Origin of the sequence: Actinoplanes sp. NPDC024001, from assembly GCF_040638955.1 — a bacterium.
GTDB lineage: Bacteria > Actinomycetota > Actinomycetes > Mycobacteriales > Micromonosporaceae > Actinoplanes.
The window spans coordinates 53760-78479 of the sequence record NZ_JBEZZB010000001.1 but is presented as its reverse complement, the minus strand read 5'-3'; the positions used below and the strand labels follow the sequence as shown (position 1 = coordinate 78479).

The window sequence follows — 24720 nt, the reverse complement described above, 5'->3', positions numbered from 1 at the left end:
GGGTGAGTTGCGTCGTACGTTGCAGAGTCGTGGGGTGAAGGGCACCGCCGACTTGAAGAAGCCGGAGCTGGTCAAGAAGCTGGTGAAGCTGGAGACGGCCGGTGCGAAATCGTCGTCGGGTCGGAAGAATCCGACGAGCCGCAATGACACCCCGAACACTCCTGGCGTGAGCGAGAGTGCGATCGCTGCGATGAAGGTGGGTGAGTTGCGTCGCGCGTTGCAGAGTCGTGGGGTGAAGGGCACCGCCGACTTGAAGAAGCCGGAGCTGGTCAAGAAGCTGGTGAAGCTGGAGACGGCCGGCGCGAAATCGTCGCGATCCACCGCGAAGAAGTCGACGTCGGGTCGGAAGAATCCGACGAGCGGTAATGACACCCCGAACACTCCTGGCGTGAGCGAGAGTGCGATCGCTGCGATGAAGGTGGGTGAGTTGCGTCGTACGTTGCAGAGTCGTGGGGTGAAGGGCACCGCCGACTTGAAGAAGCCGGAGCTGGTCAAGAAGCTGGTGAAGCTGGAGACCGCCGGTGCGAAATCGTCGCGATCCACCGCGAAGAAGTCGACGAAGTCGGGTGCCGCACTGACGAGCCGGTCCCGGTCGAAGAAGCTGGCCTCCGCCACGGGCAAACTGCCCACGACGACGAAGCTGCTCTTCGCGCAGACGGATTCGCCTATCGACGACATTCCGACCGCTTCCGAGGTGACCGAGAGCCGGCGCGGCCGTTCGGCCGGCAAGTCCAAGCGCTGAGCCGCGACAAATCGAAAGGCCGTGACCATCAGGTCACGGCCTTTCGGCTCTATTTCCGCCGCGGCGAGGCGATCGGTTCGAGTGGGGCAGGGTCAGGGCCATCGATCAAACGGGGCAGGTGTGCCATGATCCGTGTCTCCCTATGCCTTCCTCACCGGGATCGGTGGATCTTGCCTTCTCTCGTCCGGCGCCGGATGTCCACTGCGGTGGCGACGGCAGCCCTCGTGCCGGCGCTGCTGCTCAGCACCGGCGGGTCCGCTGCCGCGGCCAACCACTCGCTCACCCTCACCGCGCTGAACCGGTCCGGCGTCAAGGTCGCCGTCAGCGGCAACGCGGTCCATCTGGCCTCCAACCGGACCTATTCGCTCCGGGCCGGCAAGGCGAAGAAGCTGCCCAAGGGCAAATACGCCGTTCTCACGTCGATCATGACGGGAAACACGATCACGCTCGGCGCCAAGACCGTGAAGGTGTCCGGTGCGAGCCAGGTGACGGTGGACGCCCGCCAAGGCAAGCAGGTCAGAATGTCTCTCAGCCCGGCGCCGGCCGGACTGGAAGCGTTCACCGGCGCCCAGATCTGCGCCGAGGGCAACCTGGGCGGCCGGGTCGAAGCCGAGGTCTCCAGCAGCACCGCGCTCTATGTCGTGCCCAGCCGGTCGAAGAGTCTGCAATTCGCCGCTCTGGGCTCATGGAGCAACCCGACAGCTATGACCGACGCGTACGCGGTTCTGCACCGGACGACCGGTGTGCCGAGCAGCCCGAGCCGGGTGTTCAGCCAGTCCAGGCTGGCGACGGCTTCGGTCACTGCCCGGCGCGGCCCGAGCGGTGCCGAATCGGCCATCCTGTGGGCGCAGCCGGACGACGACCGCTGTGGCAGTGGCCTGTCCGGCTCGCTCGGCACCAGCGAACGCCCGAGCACCACGAAGGTTCGTTTCTCCCCCGGCAAGTGGGAGATCGGCGCGCGAAGCTATGCCACGTCGATGGGCAACGAGTACTCGTACGACGGCGGGTGGTCCACGAAACTGCAGGCGGCGGCCGGTAAGTCGTACCGTGTCCGGTTCTACAACGCGGCGTGGGGACCGAGCACCCAGCTGCCGGCCGTGCTCTACGGCCGGATCTCCTTTCTCCTCGACGACATGTTCCAGGACCCGCTCCTGCCGCCCGGCGGCGAGGGCAACAGCCGGGCGACCGCCACCCTCAAGTTCCGCGGCAAGACGGTCAAGACCAAAAAGGACAACGGCAATGTGTACGGGCCGGTGCTCTACTACTGGGTGAAGAAGGCCGGCTGGTACACGCTCACCAACACCGCGACCCGGTACGACCCGGGCATCACGTACCCGGCCGGGATGCTGTCTACCAAGAGCAGCGTCACCTACCGCTTCCACGCGAAGCCGGACAGCAGCGTGCTGGCCAGGGTCTACTCGATCCAGATGATCCCGGCGGGCCTGGACGCGTACAGCCGCGCGGCCGCCGGCAGCGTGACCAACGTGACGTTGAAGCTGAGCCGTAAGAAGCAGGACCCGGATGCCAAGCGGGGCGCCGACCCGAAGTTGAAGACGCTCACCGCGTCGGTCTCCTCGGACGGCGTGACCTGGCGGCCGGTCCCGGTCAAGAAGATCAACGGCAGCTGGACCGCGGTGGTCAAGAACCCCACGTCCGGCGCGGTCTCGATCAAGACCCGGGCCACCTACCAGGGCGGCGGCTACACCGAGACGACGATCCACCGTGCGTACGGGATCAGCTGACCGGGTGTGACCTGATCGGGTGGCCATCCCGTCAATACCGGCAGAGACGTCGACGCCGGTGACGAGGAGAGTGGCCGTGAACCTGCATTTGCGAGATCAGTTCGACCGGGCGGTCAGCGACGACCCGGGCGCCGCGCTCGACGAGATGGCGAGCGCCGCCATGGTCGAGGGCGGTCGCCTGCGCCGGCGGCGGACGCGGCGGGTCGTGCTGGGTGTGGCGGGCGGCATGGTCGCGGTGGTGGGTGCTCTCACCGCCGTGAACCTGCCGTCCGACCCGTCTGCGCCGGTGACCGTCGCCGCGGCGATGATGCCGCCGACCGCGCCCTCCTGTGTGCAGCACCCGGTCGAGGTCGGCGCGAACCACGCGGTCGTGTTCGTCGAGGCCTCGCAGCAGGCGGCCGTCGGGGAGGCGTTGCGCGGTGATCCGCGGGTGGACGCCCTGGAATTCGAGAGCCGCGCGCTGGCGTACGAAAGATTCCGGGATCGTTGGGCGCAGGAGCCGGACCTGCTTGCCGCGGTGAGTGCCGAGCAGTTCCCGGAGTCGTTCCGGGTGCGCCTGGTCGATGCGGGGCAGTTCGCCGCCTTCCGCGAGCGGTATGCGGCGATGGCCGGTGTTGACCAGATCATCGGCCGCAAATGCGGGCAGGACGCTCCGGTCGGAGGGGTCCTGTGACCGATTCCCACGTCGCGACGCCGGCACCGGCCGCGGCGGGAATCCTGGTCGGCTGGGGTGCGGCCCGCCGCCGCGCGAAGGCGTTCCGGGACGCGGAGTTCACCGCGTTCGTGGAGTCGGCCGGCACGCGGCTGCGTCGCAGCGCCTATCTGATGTGCCGGGACTGGCATCTCGCCCAGGACCTGACCCAGCACACGCTCGCCAAGATGTACGCGGTGTGGGACCGGATCCGCAAGGACACGAACCTGGAGGCGTACAGCCGGCGGGTGCTGATGAACGCGGTCTTCGACCAGCAGCGGCGGCGCAGCGGTTCCGAGGTGGTGCTGGCCGAGCTGCCCGACCGGCCGGAGCGTGTCCCGTCCGGCGACCCGGAATTGCACCTCACCCTGGTGGACGCCCTGACCGAACTGGCCGTGGAGGACCGCGCGGTTCTGGTGCTGCGGCACGCCGAGGACCTCAGCGTCGAAACGGTGGCGGCGATCCTCCGGATCTCCGTGTCCGCCGTGAAGATGCGCAACGCCCGGGCACTGAGCCGGCTGCGAACCCTGCTCGGCGAGGACTTCCCCGACCACTGATGCCCGCTGGCGGAGCCCTCCGTGGTGGTCGACTGCATCCCGAGTCCGACTAGTCGCGGTACGTGCAGCCGGCCGGGTCCTCGGTGAGGGCGATCACCGCGTCCAGGCGATCGCGGGTCCGGGTCAGCGCGGCGATCTGCTCGTCGATGCGGTTCCGCTCGGCGGTGAGGCGGGCCCGCGACTCCGGTGTGCTGACCTGCGCGTCGACGCAGGGCAGCAGGTCGGCGATGGTCCGGCTGGTGAGGCCGGCCGCGTAGAGCATCTGGATCAGCTGGACGCGGTCGGCCGCCGACTCCCGGTAGTGGCGCTGCCCGGACCCGCTGCGGTTCGCCTCCAGCAGGCCCTGTTCCTCGTAGTAGCGCAGCGCCCGCACGCTGACGCCGGACCGGGTTGCCAACTCGCCGATACGCATCGTGACCTCCGTCGCATGACTTGCCTCTGACGTCAACGTCAGGTTTTAGCGTAACCGGCATGCAGATCAACGGAGCACATGTGCTGGTGACCGGTGCCAACCGCGGCCTGGGCAGGCAGTTCGTCCGGTCGCTGATCGAGCGCGGCGCCGGCAAGGTGTACGCCACCGCTCGCCGCCCCGAACTCATCGACACACCGGGAGTGATCCCGCTGCGCCTCGACATCACGGATCCGGAGTCGGTCGCCGCCGCGGCCGCCGCGGCGCCGGACGTCAAGATCCTGATCAACAACGCGGGGATCTCGACCGGCGCGAACCTGGTCGCCGGAGACCTGGAGACGATCCGCCGGGAGATGGACACCCACTTCTACGGCACGCTCGCCGTGATCCGTGCCTTCGCGCCGCAGCTCGCCGACGGCGCGATCCTCAACGTTCTGTCCGCGATCTCGTGGCTCGCGTACGACGGCGCGGGCGCCTATCACGCGGCGAAGGCCGCCGAGTGGGCGCTCACCAACAGCGTGCGCCTGGAACTGGCCCGGCAGCGCACGCTCGTGACCGGCCTGCATCTGGGCGCCGCGGACACCGACATGATGGCCTGGTACGACGGCGACAAGACCGCCCCCGAGGTGATCGTCGCGGCGGCACTGGACGGCATCGAGGCGCACCGGCCCGAGGTCCTCGCCGACGACGCGAGCCGCCAGGCCAAGGCGGGGCTGGCCGAGGACCCGAGCGTGGTCTACCAGCAGGTCTGACACGAAACGGCCGGCACCGGCAGAAGCGCTGGTGACGGCCGTTCCTCGTGGGTGCGGTCAGGAGGCGTACGTCTCGAACTCGGCGATCTTCGGCGTACCCGTGGAGCTTGTGATCTTGAAGGTGAGCTTGGTGAGCGAGGTGGCCGGGAAGCTGATGACGCCGCCGCCCGTGCCGGACTTCAGGACGGCGCCGGTGGCGCCGTTGACGACCTGGTAGGCGCCGATCGCGGAGCCGGCCGCCTCCCGGATGTTGATCTTCGAGACCGTGGTGGCGGAGCCCCACTTGATCGAGATGTCGCCGGTGGCGCCGTTCGGCGACCAGAAGGTGTTGAGGTTGCCGTCGCGCACGTTGCCGTAGCTGGTGCCGCTCGCCTTGCTGGAGCCGTCGGTGCCGGCGCCGATGCTGAGGTTGGTGCCGGCGGGCTGGCTCGGGCCGGCGGTGGGGCTCGACGTCGGACCCGCGGTCGGCGCAGTCGTGGGCGGGGTCGTCGGGGTCGACGTCGCCGCCGAGCAGGTGCCGGTCGACACCCGCAGGCCGGTGCCGGCCCCCGCGGTCTGCGCCACGACCGACGGCACGCAGGCGCCGTTGTCCAGGCTGAACGAGTACGGCACGGAGACCGTCGTGGTGGAGGTCAGGTTCGGCCCGGCCGGCTTGTTGTCGGTGCCCGGGCTCGACCAGGTCACGTTGTCCAGCACGTTGCCGGAGACCTGCCAGTAGCCGGCCGCGTCGGTGTAGAAGGTGCCCAGAACGTCCTTCGAGTCCTCGAAGTAGTTGTTGTCCACCTTGGCCTTGGCGCCGGCGCGGGAGTTGATGCCCGACTCGTTCAGCCGCACGTAGTGGTTGTTGTAGATGTGCGCGACACCGCCGCGCAGCAGCGGCGTCCGGGAATCGATGTTCTCGTACTTGTTGTGGTGGTAGGTGATGAAGCTGTTGCCGGTGTCGGTCTCGCTCGACCCGACCAGGCCACCACGGCCGGAGTTGCGCAGGATGCTGTAGGACAGCGTCACGTACTGGACGTCGTCCTTCATGTCGAACAGGCCGTCGAAGCCCTCCGACTCGCCGCCGGAGGCCTCCAGGGTGACGTGGTCGACCCAGACGTTGCGGACCGTGCTCTCCATGCCGATCGCGTCACCGCCGTTGGACAGCGGCGATCCCGACTTCTTGACGTTCTTGACCGTCACGTTCTGGATGACGATGTTGCGGGAGTCGCGGATGTGGATGCCGAGCTGGTCGAAGACCGCGCCGCTGCCGACACCGACGATCGTGACGTTGCTGATTCCCTTGAGCTCGATCCGGTCAGCGGCGGTGTTGCAGCTGTCGCCGGACACCTTGGTGGTGTTGCCGTGGTTGATCGTGCCCTGAACCTCGATCGTGATCGGGGTGTCGGTGGCCGCCCGGTTGCACAGTGCCGCGTGGATCTCGGTGCCGGTGGTGGCCCGCACCGTCGTGCCGTTCGCGCCGCCGGTCGTGCCGCCGTTGGCGCTCGCGAAGCCGGTGGCGGGGCTGGTCGCGGCGGAGGCGTCGTGCTGGGGCAGACCGAACGCGATCGCCCCGGCGACACCGGCTACGCCGGCCACCGCGGAGAGTCGCAGAGCGACTGATCGTTTCATCTGGGCTTCACCTGTTTCCTCTCGCGCATTCGGGGTGCGCGCATGGGGGATGGGGCGAAACAGAGGTGTGTCGTGACGGAAGATCGGTTGCTCTCCTCGCCTGTGACGGATGTCACTTGCGGGCGGGGAGTCCAATCCGGATTGATCTTTCGCGCCGCGCGTCGCAACGGTACCGTTCTATCACTTTCAGGGGTGTAGGAATGGGGTAGCTGTGCGGTCACTTCGTCCTGTGGGCCTGCCCACCGCGTTGCTCGTCGGCCTCGCCGGCACCGCCCTGTTCGCGAGCCCTGCATCGGCGGCCGCCGACACCGCCAACCTGGTCGTCGAGGTCACCGCGAACCGCAACATCCTCTCCACCTCCGGGTGGTCTTCGGTGGACGTCTTCGTACGCAACGACGGTTCGGTCCCGGCTGCCGGGGTGACCGTGGCGTTCACGCTGCCGTCTGGGCTCCGCACATCCTCGATGGAGAGCACCAGCGACTGGGACTGTGACTGGGCCAGCCCGGTCACGACCTGCACCCGGATCGGGGACTTCGCGCCGGGCGCATCCGGCCGGGTGCTCCACCAGACTGTCGCTGTCGAGGGCGTCCAGGCGGGGACCGCGCTCACCGTCGGCGCCACCGCGACCACGTCCACACCGGAGAGTTTGACCGCTGACAACGCCGCATCCCGGGTGATCCGCGTCGTCGCGACCGGGGAGATCCGCGGCACCCTGTGGAACGACCTCAACGCCGACGGGATCCGGCAGGCCGGCGAGCCGCGGGCCGACGTGGGCCTGGGATACCGCTCGCAGGACGACGAGGACGGCTCCGGGTTCGCCAACAACCACGACGGCACCTACAGCTTCCAGGTGCCGAGCAAGCGCTACAAGCTCACCACCGATCTGATGCGCCACAACTGGCGGTTCACCAAGGCGGACGTCGGCAGCGACAGCACCGACTCCGACCTGCGGCTCGTCTCCGAGAACGCGTACTCCCGGATCGGGGAGAGCGCGGTGTTCACGGTGAATCCGGCGAAACCGACCGTGCTGGACCTCGGTGTGGTGGCGTCGTTCCGTCCGACGAAGATCTCGCCCGCGTCCGCGCTGACGGGCACGACGGCGCTGGTCACGCTCACCGGCGAGGGCTTCAGCGACGGGCTGGAGGTCAAGCTTGCCCGTGCGGGCGTCAGCCCCATCGCGGGCACGGTCACGGGGGTGTCCGCCGACCGAAGGTCGATGACCGTCTCGTTCCCGCTGGCGCAGGCCGCCGCGGGTGCGTGGACGCTGGTCCTGGACCGGCAATACGGGCCGCACGCCGAGGTGGCGAACGGTTTCACCGTCACCCTGCCGCCGGTGAAGGCGGTCACCGCGCCGTCGATCAGCGGGACCGTCGCGGTCGGCTCCACGGTGAAGGCCGCGCCCGGCACGTGGAACCCGGCGGCCACGTCCTACCGGTATCAGTGGGCCGCGAACGGTGTCGCCATCCGGGGCGCGACCGGGGCCGCGCTGCTCATCCCGGCGTCCGTCGTCGGCAAGCGGCTGAGCGTCAAGGTCACCGCGGCGCGCAGCGGTTACACCGCCGCGAGCGCGACGTCGGCAGCCACGGCGTTCGTCGCCAAGGGCAAGGCGCCGGCGGCGACCACAAAGCCCAAGATCACGGGTACGGCGAAGGTCGGCAAGAAGGTCAAGGTGTCGGTCGGTGCCTGGTCGCCGAAGGCCGACGCCTACCGGTACGAGTGGCGGCTGAACGGGAAGCTGATCAGGGGCGCGACCGGGGCGACGTTGAAGCTGAAGGCTTCGATGCGCGGCAAGAAGCTGACTGTCACGGTGATCGCGGTCAAGGCCGGTCACCTGGACGGCAAGGCGAAGAGCAAGGCAGTAAAGATCAAGAAGTAGCGATGTTCTTCGGCCCCGAGATCAACAGCTGATGGGATCTGTAGTGCCTCTGCTCTCTCGCCGGATCCTGACGGCTGCCGGCCTGGTCGTCGCGACGCTTGCCTCAACCACTTTTCTTGCGGCTCCTGCCCAAGCTGCCGCAGTCGGGTCGGTGCGGCTGGTGGACCCGGACTTCGTGCAGTTCACCGCCGCCAAAGGCAAGGTGAACAAGCTCAAGATCACGATGTCCGGCCGAGTCGTGACGTTCGATGACCGGGTCGCCATCAAGGCAGGTAAGGGCTGCAAGGCGGTCCGCGGGGACAAGACCCGCGTCAAGTGCACGGTCGCGAAGAAGTCAGCCGCGGGAATCCACGTTTCGCTCCGGGACCGGAACGACTCGTTCGTCAACAAGACGAAGATCTACGTGTCCGTCAAGGGAGGGGCCGGTAACGACCGGCTGAGTGGCGGCGCCGATGTGGATTACATGGACGGCGGCGCGGGGGCAGATCGGATCGTCGGCGGCGCGGACCACGACAGCCTGTTCGGTGGATCCGGCAACGACATCATGCACGCCGGTGCGGGTGGCGACTTCATCGATGCCGGCGATGGCAACGATCGGGTGTACGGAGGCCCGGGCTGGGACGACGTTCTGGCCGGAGCCGGGGACGACCGGGTCTGGGGCGAGGCTGATCTCGACCGCCTCCTCGGTGAGGCCGGCAACGACTGGCTCAGCGGCGGCGACTACCGGGACGGCCTCCGGGGCGGGGCCGGCAACGACATCCTCTACGGCGACGCCGGCGATGACTACCTGGTCGGCGAGGACGCTGACGACAACTCCCGGCCCATCGGCAATGCCGCAGCACTGGACAAACTGGACGGCGGCGCACACGAGGTGGACGGGGACATCTGCCTCACTCTGGCCTCCACCAAAACCGTGAATTGCGAGCTGGCCGAGGCTCCGCCGCTCTAGCCCGCAACACGTCGCAACGGTATCGTTCTGATCTTGCACCGCCGAATCTCTCGGAAGGGCCCCACGTGCCGCGCTTCACCTGGTCGACGTGTGTCGGCCTGACCCTGCTCACCACCCTCACCGCCGGCGCGCTGGCCGCCCCCGCGCAGGCCGCCACCGCCGGCGTCGCCTCGGTCACCGGGACGAAGGTCCAGTACAAGGCCGCCAAGGGCAAGCAGAACCGGGTCGTCGTCACCCGCTCCGGCAACACGATCACGGTCGACGACGTGGTGTCGGTCAAGCCGGGCACGGGCTGCAAGAAGGTCAACAAGACCAAGGTGCGCTGCAGCACGAAGACGGCGCCGACCCGGGTGCGGATCTACACGTACGACCGGAACGACACGATCGTCAACAAGACCGACCTGGCCGCTACCGTCGACGGCGGCACCGGCAGCGACAAGATCACCGGTGGCCCGCGCAGTGACAACCTGAGAGGTCACACCGGGTCGGATCAGGTCTGGGGTCTCGGCGGCAACGACACCGTTCAGGGCGACAACGGCAACGACAAGCTCTACGGCGGCGACGGCAACGACTACTTCCTGGACGGCTACGGCAACGACGTCGTCCGTGGCGAGAACGGCGACGACCACGTCTTCAGCAGCAGCGGCGACGACAGGTTCTACGGTGACGCCGGCAATGACCGGTTCGACATGAACCAGCCGATCAAAGGCAGCTACCCGACCGACGACGACCTGGTCTCCGGCGGGAGCGGCGTGGACTCGGCGATGTACGTCTACCACTCGGCGGCCGTGAGCATCGACCTCGACGGCGCTGTCGGCGACGACGGCATGAAGGGCGAGAAGGACACGGTCGCCGCCGACATCGAGAACCTGGTCGGCGGTTTCGGCAACGACCGGCTGGTCGGCAACGCCGGCGACAACTCGCTGGAGGCCGGCGAGGGCAAGGACGTCGTCTACGGTCTGGGCGGCAACGACCGGGTCGACGGCCAGCAGCACGCCGACAAGCTCTACGGCGGTGCCGGCGACGACGTCGTGATCGGCGAGGACTACATCGGCGGGCACGCCGCTGACCTGCTGGACGGCGGCACGAACACCGCCAACGGCGACCTCTGCGACGTGCAGAGCAAGGATTCTCCGGTGGGCTGCGAAAGCGTGTACTGACCGGCGAAGGATCAGGAGGTCGTGACCCGCTGAAGCGGGTCGCGGCCTTTCTGCTTCCTGCGTCGTCCACGTCACGACGAACCGGTACCGACTCGTCCGTTCGGATGATCAAGTACTGCGTGAGCAGCGCCTACTCTGCGATCATGAGTAAGTCTCGGACCGCGCTCGCGGCCTCGGTTCTGGTCGGCGCCTCGGCGGTGGCCTTCGCGGTGAGTGGCGGCACCGCAACGGCCGACTCGGTTGCGGTCCTCCCGCTCACGACTTTCCAGGATGTCGTCGTCGACGGGGTGCACAAGCGCGTCTTCGTCAGCGACGAGGCGGCCGGGAAGATTGTCGCGACCGACTACCGGGGCAAGGTGCTCGCCGAGATCACCGGGCTCCCGCGCGTTTCGGACCTTGCCCTGTCCAGCGACTCGAGCCGGCTCTACGCGGCGGCCGGCCGCGAGATCGTGGCGGTGGCGACCGACCGGCTGACCGTGGCGAAGCGCTACGCCGTGGGCGACCGTTCCGCCTACCACCTCGCACCTGCCGGTGAGCAGCTCTGGTTCGGCTACCTGGAGGGCGACGACGGCCACGTCGGACGACTGAACCTGGCCGACTCCAGCCTGCACCTGCCCACCGGGATCCCGGCCGAGCGGCTGCAGGGCGCACCCGTGGTCCACACCAGCACCACCGCACCGGGCACCGTCGTGGTGTCCGATGTCGACAACCGGGACCTCTGGGTCTACGACGTCTCGGCCGGGACCGAGACCGAGCTCCAGCAGTCGGTCGGAAGCCTCGGCACCCGGGTGTGGTCGGACTTCACCCTGGACGGCAGCGCGCTGGTCCGGGTCTCCGACCGCGACGTGTCGCGGGTGCGGCTCAGCGACCTGACGACCACGGTCACCTACCCGGCGCTGGCGCGGGCCAACGGGGTCGACGTCGCGGCGGACGGCCGGACCGCGATCTCGGTGGCCTCGCAGGCCAGCGGGGACGACATCTACGTCTTCCGCGGTGACGAGACGACCGCCGCGCAGACCATCCGCCTGCCCCGGCCGAGCGGCCCGCCGATCGACGGTTCCGGCCGGCTGAACAGCGAGGGTGTGCAGGACGGGGGCATCGCCTGGGAGCCGAACGGCCCGCGCCTGTTCGCGGTCACCCGGTACAACGGTGCCTTCCAGTTGCGCATCCTGAACGAGCCGGCCACTCCCACCACCACGCCCCCGAAGCCGCCGGTCCTCCGCGAGACGCCCACGCTGATCCTGACCAGGAACGGTTCGGTCCACGACTACGGCAGCACGGTCTCCGTCATCGCACACCTGGGCGCCGCCGACACCAACCGGACCGTGGAGATCTGGGCCGATCCCTACGGCCCGGAGGCGAACCGGCTGGTCAAGAAGGGCTCGGTCGACCGGGACGGCAACCTCACCGCGTCCTTCAGGCTGACCCGCAACACCAAGTTCACCGCCCGGTTCACCGGCGACGCGCGGTACACGGCTCGCTCGGTCACGTCCCTGCTCCTCACCCGGGTCAAGGTCAGCACGACCGTCGCCAAGCACTACAAGACCGGCAAGATCGGATCGAAGAAGTACTTCTTCTTCCGCAAGAAGGCCACCCCCCGGTTCACCACCACGATGACCTCGTACGCCGGGCGCAAGCAGCGGCTCGTGGTGGAGTACTACGCCGACGGGAGATGGCGGAACTGGAGCGTGAAGGACGTCGCGCTCGACTCCCGTGGCGTCTCCATCGCGAAGTTCTCCGGCAAGCACCGGCTGAACGTGAAGTTCCGGGTCCGGGCCGCCTACCTGAAGGGCCTCACCGAGCAGGACAGCGTCAACTACACGACCCACGGCACGTGGAAGTACTTCACCTTCCGCAAGTAGCGATTAAGGGTTGCCTATCCTCATCGCATGATCCGACTCTCCGGCGTGTCCGTGCGGCACGAGGTGTACGACGCCGACGGCGCCGCCGACTTCGGCACACCTCGCCCGCACGGGGTGTCGGCTCGGGTGCGTGCCGGTGAGGTCGTGCTGCTGCTCGGCCCCTCGGGTTGCGGCAAGTCGACGCTCACCCTGACCGTCAACGGGCTCGTCCCGCACGTCGTCGGGTCGCACATGGACGGCACGGTGACGGTCCGGGACGTCGACACCCGGACGACGACCGTGCCGCGCCTGGCGGCCGACGTCGCGATGGTGTTCCAGGACCCGGACGCCCAGATCGTCACCGCCTCGGTCCTCGACGAGGTCTGTTTCGGGCCGGAGAACCTGTGCCTGCCGGTGGACGAGGTGCTGGCCCGCGCCGAGGAAGCGCTGCGGCGAGTCGGTCTGTGGGACCGCCGGCACGACGACCCGGGGCACCTCTCCGGAGGCGGTCGCCAGCGGCTGGCCATCGCCTGTGCGCTCGCGTTGCGTACCCCGGTCCTGGTTCTCGACGAGCCGACGGCGAACCTGGATCCGGCCGGTGTGGAGGAGGTCTATCGCGCTCTGCGCGAGGTCGCCGCCGGCCGCGACCGTGCGGTGCTGCTCGTCGAGCACAACCTGGATGTGGCGATCGATTTCGTCGACCGCTGCATCGTGCTGGACGCCGGCGGGCGCGTCGTGCTCGACGGCCCGGCCCGGTCGACGCTCGTCGACCATGTCGAGCAGTTGGTCGAGCTGGGTGTGTGGCTGCCGGCCGCCACGCTGGCCGCGTTGCGGCTGCGCGCGGCCGGGATCCGGCTCGAGCCGCTGCCGCTGACCCCGCGCGAGCTGGCCACCGCGCTGGACGCGGTGCCCGGCCTGCCGGCGCCGCAGCCCGGCGCCGGCGAGCACGACGCCGGCTCGGCAGAAGAGGCGATCCGGGTACGCGAACTGACCGTCCACCGAGGATCGGCGCGGGTCCTGCACGACGTCTCCCTGACCGTTCGCGCCGGCGAGTTCGTGGCGATGATCGGGCCCAACGGCGCCGGCAAGACCACCCTGGCACAGGCCATCGCCGGTGTGCTCACCACGCGCCGCGGCGCGGTGACGGTCGACGGGCTGGACCCGGCCGCCGCCGATCCGCGACTGCTGGCCGAGCGGGTCGGTTTCGTCTTCCAGAACCCGGAGCACCAGTTCATCACCGGCCGGGTCGAGGACGAGCTGGCGTACGGGCTGCGGGTCCGCCGGGTCCCGGCCGACGAGATCGCGGCCCGCGTCGACGAGCTGCTGGACCGCCTGGACCTGCGCGACCTGCGGGAGGTGCACCCGTTTCTGCTCTCCGGCGGGCAGAAGCGCCGCCTCTCCGTCGGCGCCGCCCTGGTCACCCGGCCGCGGGTCCTGGTCCTCGACGAGCCGACCTTCGGCCAGGACCGGGAACGGGCCGCCGAACTGCTCGGCCTGCTCGCCGGCCTGCACCGCGACGGCACCACGGTGGTCGTCGTCAGCCACGACATGAACCTGGTCGCCGAGTACGCGACGCGGGTGCTGGTGATCGGCGAGGGCCGGGTGCTCGCCGACGGGACCCCGGCCGCGGTCTTCGCGGACGCCGGCCTGCTCGCGGCCGCTGACCTGCGTTCACCGCCGATCGCGCAGGCGGCCCGCATGCTGACCGCCCATCCCGGCTGGCGTTCCCTGACCCGCCTCGCCGACCTGCCCGGGCACCACAGCCTGGAGTCGGCGCCGTGACGGATTCGGTTTTCGCGCTGCGCTCGTACAACCCGGTGGTCAAGGTGCTCGCGCCGATCCCGGCCATGGTCGTGGTGCTCGGCTCCCGGGACCTGTGGACGCCGGTGCTGTTCGGGGCCGTGGCGATGCTCATGCTGCTGGTGGGTGGCCGGCTGACCGGTCGCACGCTGCTCGGGGTGCTGCTCGGACCGCCGGCGCTGGTCGCGGTGATGACCGTGTCGTTCGGGGTGTGGACCGATCCGGCGCGGGTCGACGACACCACCCGCCTGCTCGAGCTCGGGCCGGCCACGATCTGGTCGGGTGCGCTCACCACCGGGCTGGCGACCGGCCTGCGCGTGGTGTCGGTGATGCTCTTCGCGCTGGTCGCGGGCCTGACCACGGACGGCAACGACCTGGTCCGGTCGATGATCGCCCACCTGCGGATGCCGTACCGGATCGGGTACGCGGGGTTCGCCGCGATGCGGTTCGTTCCCCGGTTCCGCAGCGACCTGGAGATCATCCGCCTGGCACACCGGGTACGCGGCGTCGACGGTGGCCGGGGCCCGCTCGCCGCCGCCCGCCGCTACGGGGGTTACACCGTGCCGTTGCTGGCCGGGGCGATCCGGCACGGCGACCGGGTGTCGCTGGCCATGGAGGCCCGGGGCTTCGGGGCGTACCGGACCCGTACCGAGCGGCGTCAGGTCCCGCTGCGGCTGCGCGACGCGGTCCTGGCCGTCTGGCTGCTCGCCCTCTGCTACCTCGTTCCGCACGTCTTCGCCCCGTACCTGTCTGGAGCCCTCGGATGAGACTGACCACCCGATTCCTCATGGCCTGCGCGGCCATCGGCGCGGCCACCGGTGTCCTGTTGCTGCCGGTGAACTTCGTGGCCGCCGCCATCGCGGCCACCGTGCCCCTGGCGTACGCCCCGATGGTCGGCATCTGGTTGATCGGGCCGGTCGTGGCCATGGCCGTGCTGCGCCGGCCCGGCGCGGCCGTGCTCACCATGCTCATCGCCGGCATCATCAACATCCCGACGCCGGCCGGGCCGTCCGCCATCGTCACCAACCTCATGGTCGGTGTCGCATTGGAGCTGGGTTTCCTGGTCACCCGCTACCGGATCTGGCGTCCGTGGCTCTATTACGTGACCGCGCTGGTCTTCGAGGTCGCCTACGCGATCTCGGCATACGCCTTCTTCAACATCGACGACATGGCGATCGCGGTGCAGGCGGTGTTCTTCGCTCTGATGGCGGTCAGCGCGGTCGCCTTCACCTGGGTCGGCCTGGTGATCGCCGGCCGGCTGGCGGCGACCGGTGTGGCCCGCGGCATCGCGCCGGCCCGCCGGCCGGCGGCCACCCCACCGGTGGCCTGATCAGGGCGCGCCCGGGCACGCTCGCCACGGGCAGCGGGTCGCTTCCGTCGTCCGCCCGGACCAGGAACATGCTGCCGGTGCAGAAGACCAGGACGCCGAGGATCGCCACCACTGCCACCGCGATCGGCCACAGGCGCCGCCGAGGCGAGGGCTGAGTGGGGTATCGCAGCGGCGACAGGGGCGGCGGCGTGGCTGCTCCGGCCTCCTCGGCGGCGGCTCGGGCGATGATCTCCGGGTCGCCGAGCCGGTCGAGGATCTCCCGGACCTGCGCCTCCGTCTCGTCGAGCAGGTCGGCGCGCCCGCTGTCGATGTGCTCGCGCAGGTCACGCAGGAGTTCGTCCTGCCGCTCCGGCGGCAGGCCGGCGGTGGCCCGGGAGACCCGGGCCAGGTATTCCGAGACCAGCGAGTCGTTGCTCTTGATCATCTCTGCTCCGTCCCCAGGATCCGGTCGACCCCCGAGCGGAAGGTCGTCCACTGCACACGAAATTGGTCGAGGGCCAGCCGGCCGGTGGGCGTCAGGGTGTAATAGCGGCGCGGCGGACCGCTCGGTGACTCGCGCCAGCCGCTGGCGATCCGCCCGGCCCGGCGCAGCCGGGAGAGCAGCGGGATTTCGTCAGGTCGGACCTGACAAACCATGATCGTCAGGCGTAACCTGACGGCCATGTCGAACCGTGACGATGTGTGGACCCAGATCGACGCAGACTCCCCCTACACCGACGACGCCCGTGCGCTCGTGGTGCTTGCGACGATCGCTCGTGAACTCTCCGACGCCGCCCGGGCCCTGGTCGCCGCGAACGGCCGGCCCGAGCCGACCCTGGTGCGCGAGGCCGCCCGGGTGGTCGGCAACGCCGAGCGGCTGCTCTCCGCCGCGGTCGTCACCTGCCGTGCGGCCGGCATCTCGTGGAAGGACATCGGCGACTCGCTGGGCGTGACGAAACAGACCGCCCAGGGTCGTTTCACCTCGGCCGTGGAGCAGTGGGAGGACGCGCTCGCCAAGCCGGAGGGCGTCGACGACTCGGGCCGGCGTTACTCGCGCCTGCCGCACGGGGCCACGTTCACCGCGGCGGTCGCCGCCGAGCTCGACGGCTGGGCGGTCCGGCACCGGGAGGCCCACCAGTTCGTGCCCCGGGACAACCCGAACTCGCCGCTCTCCGCCGGCCTGCGGCGGATGGGGCCGTTCGAGGAGCAGCTCGACATCAGCAGCCGCCGCCGGCGCCTCCTGGAGGACCACATCTTCCCGGCCGCGCAGCTCGCCCCGCTCTACGACCGGGAGGCCGTGCTGCACGACCGGCTCGCCGACGCCGGCGTCGACCCGACCACCAACCGCGCCGCTGCGGACAAGGCGCGGGCCCGGGCCGAGGAGTGCCGCGAGCACCTCGCGAAGGTCTACCCGCCGCTGACGATCGAGACGGCGAACGGGCCGCGCATCGCCGCGACCTGGGAGGCCAGCGTCGGGAAGTACCGCTGCCCGGTGTGCCCGGCTCTCAACGGGACCTCGGCGGCGGCCATCAAGCACGCCGAGACGGGTCACGAGCTCCCGGTGCCGCCGATCAACTGAAGTAGAACGAAACGGATGCGTTGCATCGTCCGTTCGGCCGGTAGCGCCGCTACGGTACCGTTCTATACTTCGATGATCTTCCCCCACTAACTTCTTGGGACAGACATGATCTCCGTACGTACCCGGGTCCTCGCTGTGCGCTGATCGCCCTGGCACCCGCCGCCGGGCTGCTGATCGCCTCACCCGCTCAGGCCGCGGGCACCTCCATCAAGGTGAAGTCCGTGTCGGTCAGCGCCTCGACCGTCGTGCTCAGCTCCGCGTCGACGAAGTGCAAGAACGTCACCTTCACCGCGAAGCTCAACAAGCCGATGCCGGAGACCAAGACCAAGCTCGGCCTGGTCGGCGTCGACGTCTACGGTCCGGACTCGGAGCTGTTCGCCGGCACCGCTTTCAAGCGGATCGGCAAAACCACCAAGTACAAGGGCAGCGTCAAGCTCTGTGGTTCCCACGATGCCGGCAAGTACCGTGCCGAGATCTACGGCGTGGTCATCACGAAGACGAACATCGTCACCACCAACAAGGTCAAGAAGAACGTCTTCTTGAAGCGCCCGTCGCGGCTCACCCTGGACGCCACGCCCGAGCCGGTTGTGAAGGGCCAGCGGCTGACCGCCACCGGCAGCCTGGTGGTCGACGACAAGGCCCTGGCCAACGCCAAGGTCACGATCTACTTCAAGGCGAAGGGCAAGAAGACCTTCAAGTACAAGGGCACGGCCGTCACCGACGTGGCGGGCAACTACACGAAGCAGTTCACCGCCAGCAAGAACGGCACCTGGAAGGTCGAGTACGCGGGCAACAGCAGCCGGAACGAGGCCGCCGCGACCGACGTCGTCAAGGTGACGAAGTAAGCAGAACAACTCAGAAGGGCGGGCCGGAACTCCGGCCCGCCCTTCTGCTTTTCGACGACGGCGGGCGATCGGCCGACGACAGAGTGCCGAAGTTGGCCTGGACACGGGTCCCCCGGAATGAGGATCATGAACGCGACAGCGGTGTCGAGTCCGGTCCCCGTCGTCAGCATCAGGAAGGACGAGCCGACATGAGCGGTTTCGCAGCTCGCATCCGACGCGCCACCATGGTCGAGCACCGGGAGGCCGAGAACCGGACCTTCATCTCGCGCCTGCTGGCCGGCACCGTCCCGCTGGAGGGATTCGCCCAGCTCACCGCCCAATACCTGGCCGTCTACCGGGAGCTGGAGGCGGCCGCCGCCGAGATGCGGACGAACCCGGTGGCCGGCGGATTCGCGGACCCGGCACTGTTCCGGGTGCCCGCCCTGGAGGCGGACCTGGCCCACCTCTACGGCCCGGGCTGGGAGTCCACGATCACGACGCTCGCCTCGACCGAGCGCTACATCGAGCGCCTGCGGGAGTACTGCCGCACCTCGCCGGGTCACTTCGTCGCCCACCACTACGTGCGCTACCTCGGTGACCTCAGCGGTGGTCAGCTGATCGGCCGTTCCCTCGCCGGGACCTACGGTCTGGACCGGGCCGGCACCGCGTTCTACCGATTCGAGAAGATTCCCGACACGCGGGCCTACAAGACGGCGTACCGGGAGCGGCTGGACGCGCTGGACCTGCCCGAGGAGGAGCTGGTCGAGGTCGTCGCGGAGGCCCAGCTGGCCTTCACCTTCAACGGGGCGATCTTCCAAGAGCTGGGCGCCGCCTACCCCGACGACCTCGCCCCGGCCGCCTGACAGCGGCCGGGCGACCGGCGCCGAGTCAACTGATCGGCGGCTCCCAGGCATCGACCTGCTCGCAGGGGATGAGCTTGGCCTCGGTGGACAGGTCGATGATCTGCTGCCGGGTCATGCCGGGGCTGGTGATGAACTCGAGCGAGCACTGGCCGACCTGGAGCAGCAGCAGGTTGCGGCGTTTGTTGTCGCCATACGGGCCGTACCACGCCCGATAGCCGTTGATGTCCGGGACGGCGGTGAGGCCGGACTCTTCGCCGTTCCGGCGGCCCGTCGTGACGAAGATGTCGATCTGTCGCCGGTTGTCCGACCGGGTGTTCGGATACTCCATGGCCATGACGACCTGGACCCGCTGCGGCTCGTCGTGCTGAACGCTCATGCTCCCGAAACGGAGGCCGTCGCGCAGCGGACCGAACCGGATCGGCATCCTGATCTTGCGAGGTGCTTCGAACCGGACGGCCTCGGCGATCTTCTGCAGCGTCGCCCGATCGAGGCTGTCCTGAGCCGGGGACGAGGCGCCTGGCCCGTCCGGGAACGGAAATGCGCGGCGCTCGACGCTGATCTGATTGCCGCCGGCGTCCCGCCAGACCAGCATCTCCAGGTGCGAGCCGTGAAGATATCTGGCGGGCCGGCCCTGGCTCTCCGTCATCTCGACGGTCTGGCCGGGATATGCCTTCCGTTCCGGATGACCGGGCGGATAGGCCGCGACATGCGCCTGGTAATCCCTGCCGGTCGAGGTGGGAACGAAGACCTCCAGCCACTGTCCGCTGGCGCTCGTACCCCACTGGCCCACCCGGATGCCCGCGGCCGGATCGATGTTCAGCGTCATCTCGTCGGCGAGCCGCGCTCGGTCCGGCACGATTGCCGGAGTGGGGGCCGCCCGCCGCTGCTGCACCACGACCGGCGTGCCCACCGCGACCGCGAGCGCCAGTCCCGCACCCAGGATCACCCGGGTGACCCGGCGCCGATGGCGCACCCGCGCCGCACCGACCTGGGCCGCCTGCACGAGGCCGTGCCCGTCCGGCGCCGTGGTGGCCCGCTCCTCCAGGGTCCGGCGCAGTTCGTCCAGTGTGGTCATGACAGCGCCCCCGCGGTCTGGTCGTTCTCGATCTCGATGCGCAGAGCGGCGAGCGCCCGGCTCGCATATCCCCGGACGGTTCCGGCCCGGCAGCCCAGGGTGTCGGCGATCTCCTGATCGCTGAGGCCCTCGTAATAGCGCAGCACCAGCACGGCCCGCTGCTGGCGGGGCAGTTCGGCCAGCATCCGCCAGAGTTCGCCACCGTCGTCGGGTGGCGGGATCGCGGGCGCGGCCCAGTCCTGTTCCGCGGTCAGCGGCACGGTGCGCACCCGTCGCCGGCGGCGCCGGGAGAGGAACTCGTTCGTCACGATCCGGCGCACGTAGGCGTACGGTTCGTCGAGTTTTTTGATCTTGTCCCATTTGACCAGCGTGCGGGTCAGCGCCTCCTGGACCATGTCCTGCGCCTCTTCCGGATCGCCGCACAGCAGCACCGCGCACCGCAACAGGGACGGCAGGCGTGCGCCGGCGAATTCCTCGAACCGCATCCGGTCGATCCTCTCTCGGTGGACTCGCTACATCCTGATGAATGCGAACCGGCCCGGATGTGTTGTGCGGCGGCAGTCCTCGGGCTGGCCGATCCCGGCGCGTTCTGGGAGTATCCGGCGATGTCGGACAACACGCGGCAGCATCGCCTGGCCGCCATGCGGGCCTGCGACCGGATCCTCTCCGGCATTCGGCCGGTGACCATGCGTGAGCGTCTGGCCGACCTTGATGCCGGCGGCGACCTGGACGAGCTTCCCGACTTCTACGGCGACGGGCCGGTGACCGTGCTGGAGGAGCGGGTGGCCGGCCTGCTCGGCACGGAGGCCGCGGTCTGGTTCCCGACCGGGACGATGGCGCAGCAGGTGGCGCTGCGTCACGGCGCCGACCGCACCGGCCGGGCCGCGGTCGCGCTGCACCCGCTCGGGCATCAGGAGGTTCACGAGCGCCACGCGTACGCCGAGCTGACCGGTCTGCGGGCCGTCTGGTCCACCGCCGAGCCGCGGAACCCGACCGCGGCCGAGATCGCCGCGCTGGACGAGCCGGTCGGCACCGTGGTCGTCGAGCTTCCGCTGCGCGATGCCGGGTTCGTCCTTCCGACCTGGTCCGAGCTGACCGCGGCCGGGGTGGCGGCGCGGGCGGCCGGGGCGCGGGTGCACTTCGACGGTGCCCGGATCTGGGAGTCCACGCCCTATCTGCGGCACTCGTTGCGGCAGGTCGCGGCGCTGGCCGACAGCACGTACGTGTCGTTCTACAAGTCCGTCGACGGGATCAGCGGTGCGGCGCTGGCCGGCAGTGCGGAGCTGGCGGCGTACGCCCGGGCCTGGCGGCACCGCTACGGGGGCAACGTGTTCCAGCAGTGGCCGGCGGCCCTGATCGCGCTGGCCGGGCTGGAGCGGGAGCTGCCCCGGATTCCCCGGTTCGTGCGGCATGCCCGTACGATCGCCGCCGCTCTCTCCACCCTGCCCGGCGCGCGGGTGCATCCGCTGCCGCCGCACACGCATCAGTTCCGCCTCTGGCTGCCGTTCCCGGCCCGGGTGCTGGACGCCGCGGTGCTGGCTCTCGCCGAGCAGGAGAAGGTCTGGTTCGTCGGCGGCTGGCGGGACAGCGACGTGCCGGGTTATGCGATGACCGAGGTGACGGCAGCCGCCGCGGCTCTGGAGTGGACGGTGGACGACGTCACCGAAGCGGGCCACCGTTTGTTGCAGCGGGTTCGTAACACGAGATAGGCCCTTGTCCGGAGGTGACTTTTGAGCCTACGCTGCCAGCAGCAGGAAAGCGCTTTCCTACAGATCGCTCGGAGGAGTCGCATGGCAGCGCGCAGATCGATCGGAATCGTCATCAACGGGGTGACCGGTCGGATGGGCTATCGGCAGCACCTGGTCCGTTCCCTGCTCGCGATCCGCGAGCAGGGTGGCGTGCCGCTGGCCGGGGGTGGGCACATCTGGCCGGAGCTCATCCTGGTCGGCCGGGACCCGGACAAGCTCGCCGCGATCGCGGCACAGCACGGGTTGACCGAGTGGACCACCGACCTGGACGCCGCGCTGGCCCGGCCGGACGTGGAGATCTATTTCGACGCCCAGGTCACCGCGCAGCGGGAGAAGGCGATCCGGCAGGCCATCGCCGCCGGCAAGCACATCTACACCGAGAAGCCGCTCGCGGAGAGCTCCGCGGCCGCCGAGGAGCTGGCCGAGCTGGCCGCCGCGGCCGGGGTGCGCAACGGTGTGGTGCAGGACAAGCTCTTCCTGCCGGGCCTGCGCAAGCTGAAGCGGCTGATCGACGGTGGTTTCTTCGGGCAGATCCTTTCGGTGCGCGGCGAGTTCGGCTACTGGGTCTTCGAGGGTGACTGGCAGGTCGCCCAGCGCCCGTCGTGGAACTACCGGCTGGCCGACGGCGGCGGCATCGTGATGGACATGTTCCCGCACTGGAACTACGTGCTGGAGGAGCTGTTCGGGGCGGTCCGCGGGGTGCAGTGCACGACCGCCACGCACATCACCAAGCGGGTGGACGAGCGCGGCGAGGAATACGACGCCGACGCCGACGACGCGGCGTACGCGATCTTCGAGCTGGAGGGCGGCATCGTCGCCCAGCTCAACTCCTCCTGGACGGTCCGGGTGAACCGGGACGAGCTGGTCGAGTTCCAGGTCGACGGCACCCTCGGCAGCGCGGTGGCCGGCCTGCGCGGCTGCAAGATCCAGCACCGGGCGACCACGCCGAAGCCGGTCTGGAACCCGGACCTGCCGCTGAGCGGGACCTCCTTCCGCGACCAGTGGACCGAGGTGCCGGACAACGACGAGTTCGACAACGGCTTCAAGGTGCAGTGGGAGGCGTTCCTGCGGCACGTCGTCGCGGGCGAGCAGTTCCACTGGGACTTCGCCTCCGGCGCCCGCGGCGTCCGGCTGGCCGAGGCCGGGCTGCAGTCGGCGCGCGAGGGCCGGCGGATCGAGCTGGCATGAGCATCGTCAATCTGCCGGGCGGGCGGAGGCTGACCCTCTCCACCCAGGGTCCGTGGGCCAAGCCGGCCGGGCCGCCGAGCAGCCGGGTCGCCTACGCCGCCGCCCACGTGGTGGCCGACCCGCTCGCGGAGAACGCGCCGGGTGCGCCCGCGGTGCTGGACTGGGAGACCACGCTGGCCTTCCGCCGCCACCTCTGGTCGCACGGTCTCGGTGTCGCCGAGGCGATGGACACCGCGCAGCGCGGCATGGGTCTGGACTACGCGGCCACCAAGGAACTCATTCGCCGCAGCGCGGCTTCGGCCGCGGCATGCGGCGGCAAGATCGTTGCGGGGGTCGCGACCGATCAGTTGGCGCCGGGTCCGGCGTCCCTCGATCAAGTGCGTTCGGCGTACGCCGAGCAGCTCGCCGATGTGCTTACGGCCGGGGCCGCTCCGGTGCTGATGTGCAGCCGGCACATGGCCGCCACGGCTCGCGACGCCGACGACTACCTCCGCATCTATGGTGAACTGCTGGAGCAGTCGGACAAGCCGGTCGTCCTGCACTGGCTCGGCACCGCGTTCGACCCGGCGCTGGAAGGTTACTGGGGCTCGTCCGACGTGGACAAAGCCACCGAGACCGTGCTGGAGCTGATCAACAGCAACCCAGCCAGGGTCGACGGCATCAAGATCTCGCTGCTCGACGCCGACCACGAGATCCGGCTGCGCCGCCGCCTGCCGGAGGGCGTGCGGCTCTACACCGGTGACGACTTCAACTATCCGGAGCTGATCCGCGGCGACGAGCGAGGTTACTCGGACGCGCTGCTCGGCATCTTCGCCGCGATCGCACCGGCCGCCGCGGCCGCGTTCGCGGCGCTGGACCGCGGTGACCTGGCGGAGTACGACCGGATCTTCGAGCCGACCGTGCCGCTGTCCCGGCACATCTTCACGGCGCCGACCTTCTACTACAAGACCGGCATCGTGTTCCTGGCCTGGCTCGCCGGCCACCAGGAGCACTTCACCATGGTCGGCGGCCTGCAGTCCGGCCGGTCGGTGCCGCACTTCGCCAAACTGATCGAGCTGGCCGACGCCGCCGGCCTGCTGCCCGACCCCTCCCTTGCCGCGCACCGCGCCAACAGGTTCTTCGAGGTGATGGCCGGATGAATCGCTTCTCCTTCAACCAGATCACCGCGAAGCACTGGGCGCTCACCGACCTGGTGAAGGGCTGTGTCGAGGCGGAGGTCGACAAGGTCGCGCTCTGGCGGGAACCGGTCGCCGAGTACGGCCTGGAGCGCTCCGCCGCCCTGGTCCGCGATGCCGGCCTGTCGGTGACCACGCTCTGCCGCTCCGGCTTCTTCCAGGCGCCGGACTGGTTCGACGACAACCGCCGGGCCATCGACGAGGCCGCCGCGCTGGGCACCGGCGTGCTGGTCCTGGTCTCCGGCGGGCTGCCCGAGGGGTCGAAGGACATCGCCGGCGCCCGCGCGCACGTCGCCGACGCGATCGCCCAGCTGGTGCCGCACGCGGCCGCCGCCGGGGTGACGCTGGCGATCGAGCCGCTGCACCCGATGTACGCGGCCGACCGCTGCGTGATCAGCACCTGGGACCAGGCCATGGCGATCGCCGAGCAGCACCCGGTCGGCCAGGTCGGCGTCACGGTGGACACCTACCACCTGTGGTGGGACGACACCGTGCTGCCGAAGATCGAGCAGGCCGGCCCGCGGATCGCGATCTACCAGCTGGCCGACTGGATCACCCCGCTGCCGGCCGGGGTGCTCACCGGTCGCGGGCTGCCCGGCGACGGCTGCGTCGACATGCGCGCGTTCCACGACGCGGTGGCGAAGGCGGGCTACACCGGCCCGATCGAGGTCGAGGTGATGAACGAGGAACTCTGGCAGCGGCCGGGTCCGGAGATCCTGGCCGCGACGATCGCCGGTTACCGGTCGATCTGACGCCCGCGGGTGCGAAAGACTCCGGGACCGGGCGGGTCAACGGCGACCACGCAGCCCGGTCCCGGTTCGGCCCTTCG

Annotated in this window: 24 protein-coding genes and 1 pseudogene; 19 read left to right on the top strand and 6 right to left on the bottom strand. The window is 69.7% G+C overall.

Annotated features, from left to right (window positions below; translation table 11 throughout):
• From AB0F81_RS00425 to AB0F81_RS00410, 4 genes and pseudogenes are all read left to right on the top strand, one after another.
• Positions 1-742: pseudogene (locus AB0F81_RS00425) on the top strand (hypothetical protein); the annotation flags it as partial.
• Positions 743-936: 194 nt separating this feature from the next.
• The gene (locus AB0F81_RS00420; RefSeq protein WP_360188656.1) at positions 937-2484 is read left to right on the top strand and encodes a hypothetical protein; all 1548 of its coding nucleotides are present in this window, start codon (positions 937-939) and stop codon (positions 2482-2484) included.
• A 76-nt stretch (positions 2485-2560) separates the two neighbouring features.
• A complete protein-coding gene (locus AB0F81_RS00415) occupies positions 2561-3157 on the top strand; it encodes a permease-like cell division protein FtsX (RefSeq protein WP_360188653.1) in 597 nt (198 codons plus the stop codon).
• A complete protein-coding gene (locus AB0F81_RS00410; protein ID WP_360188650.1) occupies positions 3154-3732 on the top strand; it encodes a SigE family RNA polymerase sigma factor in 579 nt (192 codons plus the stop codon). Before AB0F81_RS00415 ends, AB0F81_RS00410 begins: the two co-directional genes overlap by 4 nt.
• Positions 3733-3781: 49 nt before the next feature.
• Here the strand turns inward: AB0F81_RS00410 and AB0F81_RS00405 are convergent, their stop codons facing one another.
• Positions 3782-4144: a MerR family transcriptional regulator gene (locus tag AB0F81_RS00405; RefSeq protein ID WP_360188648.1), complete on the bottom strand. Its 363-nt coding sequence runs from the start codon at positions 4142-4144 to the stop codon at positions 3782-3784.
• Positions 4145-4203: 59 nt separating this feature from the next.
• Between AB0F81_RS00405 and AB0F81_RS00400 the strand changes: the two genes are divergently transcribed.
• Positions 4204-4893, top strand: a complete 690-nt coding sequence (locus tag AB0F81_RS00400; RefSeq protein ID WP_360188645.1) for an SDR family oxidoreductase — start codon at positions 4204-4206, stop codon at positions 4891-4893.
• Between the two features lie 57 nt (positions 4894-4950).
• Here the strand turns inward: AB0F81_RS00400 and AB0F81_RS00395 are convergent, their stop codons facing one another.
• Positions 4951-6504, bottom strand: a complete 1554-nt coding sequence (locus tag AB0F81_RS00395; RefSeq protein ID WP_360188642.1) for a pectate lyase — start codon at positions 6502-6504, stop codon at positions 4951-4953.
• Positions 6505-6733: 229 nt separating this feature from the next.
• Here AB0F81_RS00395 and AB0F81_RS00390 point away from each other — a divergent pair, with 229 nt between their 5' ends.
• The 7 genes from AB0F81_RS00390 (at position 6734) to AB0F81_RS00360 (ending at position 15460) form a co-directional block, all read left to right on the top strand.
• Positions 6734-8380, top strand: a complete 1647-nt coding sequence (locus AB0F81_RS00390; RefSeq protein WP_360188639.1) for an SdrD B-like domain-containing protein — start codon at positions 6734-6736, stop codon at positions 8378-8380.
• A 43-nt stretch (positions 8381-8423) separates the two neighbouring features.
• A complete protein-coding gene (locus tag AB0F81_RS00385; protein WP_360188636.1) occupies positions 8424-9329 on the top strand; it encodes a calcium-binding protein in 906 nt (301 codons plus the stop codon).
• Between the two features lie 65 nt (positions 9330-9394).
• Entirely contained in the window at positions 9395-10489 is a 1095-nt protein-coding gene (locus AB0F81_RS00380) for a calcium-binding protein (RefSeq protein WP_360188634.1), read from the top strand.
• Positions 10490-10632: 143 nt separating this feature from the next.
• Positions 10633-12351 (top strand): hypothetical protein, encoded by a 1719-nt coding sequence (locus tag AB0F81_RS00375; protein WP_360188632.1) that lies wholly within the window; start codon positions 10633-10635, stop codon positions 12349-12351.
• 27 nt (positions 12352-12378) lie between these two features.
• On the top strand, positions 12379-14112 hold the full coding sequence (locus AB0F81_RS00370; RefSeq protein ID WP_360188629.1) for an energy-coupling factor transporter ATPase: 1734 nt from the start codon (positions 12379-12381) through the stop codon (positions 14110-14112).
• Positions 14109-14897: an energy-coupling factor transporter transmembrane component T gene (locus AB0F81_RS00365; RefSeq protein ID WP_360188627.1), complete on the top strand. Its 789-nt coding sequence runs from the start codon at positions 14109-14111 to the stop codon at positions 14895-14897. The genes AB0F81_RS00370 and AB0F81_RS00365 overlap by 4 nt, the downstream gene beginning before the upstream one ends.
• Positions 14894-15460 (top strand): ECF transporter S component, encoded by a 567-nt coding sequence (locus tag AB0F81_RS00360; RefSeq protein ID WP_360188624.1) that lies wholly within the window; start codon positions 14894-14896, stop codon positions 15458-15460. Before AB0F81_RS00365 ends, AB0F81_RS00360 begins: the two co-directional genes overlap by 4 nt.
• Here the strand turns inward: AB0F81_RS00360 and AB0F81_RS00355 are convergent.
• The gene (locus AB0F81_RS00355; protein ID WP_360188621.1) at positions 15357-15884 is read right to left on the bottom strand and encodes a hypothetical protein; all 528 of its coding nucleotides are present in this window, start codon (positions 15882-15884) and stop codon (positions 15357-15359) included. The two genes, AB0F81_RS00360 and AB0F81_RS00355, sit on opposite strands and share 104 nt — an antisense overlap.
• Positions 15881-16096 carry a helix-turn-helix transcriptional regulator gene (locus AB0F81_RS00350; RefSeq protein WP_360189056.1) on the bottom strand — a complete coding sequence of 72 codons (216 nt, stop codon included), beginning with the start codon at positions 16094-16096 and terminating at the stop codon, positions 15881-15883. The genes AB0F81_RS00355 and AB0F81_RS00350 overlap by 4 nt, the downstream gene beginning before the upstream one ends.
• Positions 16097-16121: 25 nt before the next feature.
• Here AB0F81_RS00350 and AB0F81_RS00345 point away from each other — a divergent pair, with 25 nt between their 5' ends.
• The 3 genes from AB0F81_RS00345 (at position 16122) to AB0F81_RS00335 (ending at position 18705) form a co-directional block, all read left to right on the top strand.
• Entirely contained in the window at positions 16122-17018 is an 897-nt protein-coding gene (locus AB0F81_RS00345) for a hypothetical protein (RefSeq protein ID WP_360188618.1), read from the top strand.
• A gap of 221 nt (positions 17019-17239) precedes the next feature.
• Entirely contained in the window at positions 17240-17863 is a 624-nt protein-coding gene (locus tag AB0F81_RS00340) for a hypothetical protein (protein ID WP_360188616.1), read from the top strand.
• Positions 17864-18051: 188 nt separating this feature from the next.
• A complete protein-coding gene (locus tag AB0F81_RS00335) occupies positions 18052-18705 on the top strand; it encodes a biliverdin-producing heme oxygenase (RefSeq protein ID WP_360188613.1) in 654 nt (217 codons plus the stop codon).
• Positions 18706-18730: 25 nt separating this feature from the next.
• Here AB0F81_RS00335 and AB0F81_RS00330 read toward each other — a convergent pair whose 3' ends face one another.
• Positions 18731-19780, bottom strand: a complete 1050-nt coding sequence (locus AB0F81_RS00330; protein WP_360188611.1) for a hypothetical protein — start codon at positions 19778-19780, stop codon at positions 18731-18733.
• Complete coding sequence (locus AB0F81_RS00325; RefSeq protein WP_360188608.1) at positions 19777-20265, bottom strand: SigE family RNA polymerase sigma factor; 489 nt, start codon at positions 20263-20265, stop codon at positions 19777-19779. Before AB0F81_RS00325 ends, AB0F81_RS00330 begins: the two co-directional genes overlap by 4 nt.
• Positions 20266-20385: 120 nt before the next feature.
• Between AB0F81_RS00325 and AB0F81_RS00320 the strand changes: the two genes are divergently transcribed.
• The 4 genes from AB0F81_RS00320 to AB0F81_RS00305 all read left to right on the top strand — a co-directional run bounded on the left by AB0F81_RS00320 (position 20386) and on the right by AB0F81_RS00305 (position 24643).
• Complete coding sequence (locus tag AB0F81_RS00320) at positions 20386-21489, top strand: beta-eliminating lyase-related protein (RefSeq protein WP_360188605.1); 1104 nt, start codon at positions 20386-20388, stop codon at positions 21487-21489.
• A gap of 81 nt (positions 21490-21570) precedes the next feature.
• On the top strand, positions 21571-22716 hold the full coding sequence (locus tag AB0F81_RS00315; RefSeq protein WP_360188602.1) for a Gfo/Idh/MocA family oxidoreductase: 1146 nt from the start codon (positions 21571-21573) through the stop codon (positions 22714-22716).
• Positions 22713-23855 (top strand): dihydrodipicolinate synthase family protein, encoded by a 1143-nt coding sequence (locus AB0F81_RS00310; RefSeq protein ID WP_360188599.1) that lies wholly within the window; start codon positions 22713-22715, stop codon positions 23853-23855. The genes AB0F81_RS00315 and AB0F81_RS00310 overlap by 4 nt, the downstream gene beginning before the upstream one ends.
• Positions 23852-24643 (top strand): sugar phosphate isomerase/epimerase family protein, encoded by a 792-nt coding sequence (locus AB0F81_RS00305; RefSeq protein ID WP_360188596.1) that lies wholly within the window; start codon positions 23852-23854, stop codon positions 24641-24643. Before AB0F81_RS00310 ends, AB0F81_RS00305 begins: the two co-directional genes overlap by 4 nt.
• Positions 24644-24720: the final 77 nt, after the last annotated feature.